At 71.2% G+C, this 2,472-nt stretch carries 2 protein-coding genes; one reads left to right on the top strand and one right to left on the bottom strand.

From position 1 onward, the window contains the following. Positions 1-1,336 (bottom strand): ComEC/Rec2 family competence protein (locus tag Q0C81_RS17305; RefSeq protein ID WP_291840928.1); only part of this gene is annotated, 1,336 nt, incomplete at its 3' end. Positions 1,337-1,397: 61 nt separating this feature from the next. Between Q0C81_RS17305 and gltX the strand changes: the two genes are divergently transcribed. Further along, positions 1,398-2,472: glutamate--tRNA ligase (gene gltX / locus Q0C81_RS17300; RefSeq protein ID WP_291840926.1), on the top strand; the 1,075-nt coding region annotated here is incomplete at its 3' end.

Raw genomic sequence — 2,472 nt, 5'->3', positions numbered from 1 at the left:
TCGCCAGATTGGCCGCCAGCCCGTACATGGCCGAGCGGTTGAAATGCTGCATGGCGAACGGTCCCGTCGCCGCGCCCGCCACCAGACTGGCCAGCACCGCCGCCCCGACCCAGGCGCCCGTCCGCTGCACCATCAGGATCGGCCATGGCGTCGATATCTCCCTGGGACGGTGCGGCCAGGCCTCCACGAGGGCGACCAGCGCCGCCGTGGCCGCGAAGGACATCTGGAAGCCGGGCGTGACGATGGCCTCGGGCTGGAGCAGCAGGACCACCAGGGCCGCCACCGCCAGCGCGTGCATGGTGATCGCCTGCCGGTCCAGCAGGACCGCCAGGAAGGCGATGGAGGCGGTCACCGCGGCCCGCTCCGCCGGCGGCGGCGCGCCGGACACCACCAGATAGGTCCCGACCGCCAGCAAGCCCGCGACGGCCGCCGCCTTCTTGCCCGGCACGCGCAGCGCCAGCCACGGCCAGGCCGCGATCAGCAGCCGCACCAGAAAGAAGGCGAAGCCGCCCACCACCGCCATGTGCAGGCCCGAGATCGACAGGATGTGCGCCAGCCCGGAATCGCGCATGACGTCGACTTCGGCGGGATCCAGCCAGGCCTCGTGGCCCGTGGTCATGGCCGCCGCCACCCCGCCCGCGCGCTCGCCCTGCCGGGCCACGAGCCGCTGGGCCAGGTCGAAGCGCATGGCGTTGACCCACATCACCAGGCGCAGCCGCCACGGGGCCTCGGACAGGACCGCCGTCCGCGTCTCGCCGAGCGCGAACGCCACCCCGCCGATCCGCTGGAAGAAGGCCGTGCGGCCGAAATCATAGGCCCCGGGGCTGGCGGGCGCGGGCGGCGGATTGAGGATGGCGAACAGGCGCACGGCCTCGCCGGGCTCGGGCGCCACGCCCTTCACCGTCGCGCGGATGCGCACGGGCGTCTGCTCCGGCTCAAGCCCACGGATGCGCACCGGGGCGACGATGATGCGCGGGCCCGCCGCACCGGGGCTGTCGACATCCACCACCCAGCCCTCGATCACCGTCGGCCCGTCCATGGCGGGCGCTATGGGCGCGCTGACGGCGTCGGTGCGCAGCTTGGCGGCCGCCAGTCCGAGGGCGAAACAGGCCAGCATCAGCAGGCACAGGCTGACCACCCGCGCCGCATGCAGCCGCCGCCCCATGAGCCAAGCCAGCGAAGCCAGACCCGCGAAGGCCAGAAGCGGCCACAGCGGCGGCTCGGCCTTGAAGGCGAAATAGGTCGCGCAGCCCGCGCCGAACGCCACCGGCGTCCACAGTCGCCAGCGCAGGGTCTGCGCCTTGATCTGGGCGCGCAGGAAACCCGCGATCCTCACCCGGGCGCTAGGCTTTGCGGCAGGCGGGGGTATAAGGGCGGCCCGATCGGACCGACCTGAAATGACCTCCTCTTCCGCCCCGACTTCCGAAGTGGTCACCCGCTTCGCCCCCTCGCCCACCGGCTTCCTGCACATAGGGGGCGCCCGGACGGCGCTTTTCAACTATTTGTATGCACGGCGACACAACGGGAAGTTTCTCGTGCGCGTCGAGGACACTGACCGCGAGCGCTCGACCGACGAGGCCGTGAAGGCCATTTTCGACGGCATGGCCTGGCTGGAGCTGTTCGCCGACGAGGAGCCGGTGTTTCAGTTCGCGCGCGCCGACCGTCACCGCGAGGTCGCCAACATCCTGCTGGAGACCGGCCACGCCTACCGGGATTTCCTGACCGCCGAAGAGACCGGCGCCCTGCGTGACCAGGCCAAGGCCGAGGGCCGCCCCTTCGAGTCGCCGTGGCGCGACCGGACGCCCACGGTCGATGACCTGTTGAAGCCGCACACCGTCCGCTTCCGCCGCCCGGCGGACGCGCCCGTCGTCGTGGACGACGCGGTGCAGGGTTCGGTGCGCTGGGAGACAGCATCGCTAGACGATCTGGTCATCCTGCGGTCGGACGGCGCCCCGACCTACAATCTCGCCGTCGTGGTCGATGACCACGACATGGGCGTGACCCACGTCATCCGCGGCGACGACCACCTCAACAACGCCGCTCGTCAATCGTTGATCTATGACGCCCTGGGCTGGACCCGGCCGACCTTCGCCCACATCCCCCTGATCCACGGCCCGGACGGCGCCAAGCTCAGCAAGCGGCATGGGGCCCAGGCGGTGCACGAATACGCCGAGATGGGCTATCTGCCCGAGGCCATGCGCAACTACCTGGCCCGCCTCGGCTGGGCCCACGGCGACGACGAGCTGTTCTCCGATGAACAGGCCCAGGCCTGGTTCGACCTGGGCGGCGTCGGCAAGGCGCCTGCGCGGTTGGACTTCGACAAGCTGGCCCACGTCAACAGCCACTGGATCCGGCTCGCCCAGGACGACCGGCTGGCCAAGCTGACCCTGGACGTCCACCTGTCGCGCGGCCACACGCTCGGCCCTGACGACGATGTCCGCCTGCTGCGCGCCATGCCCTTCGTGAAGGACC

Source organism: Brevundimonas sp., from assembly GCF_023259385.1.
In the GTDB taxonomy this organism is placed as follows: Bacteria; Pseudomonadota; Alphaproteobacteria; order Caulobacterales; family Caulobacteraceae; genus Brevundimonas.
This window is presented reverse-complemented; position numbering and strand designations above follow the sequence as displayed.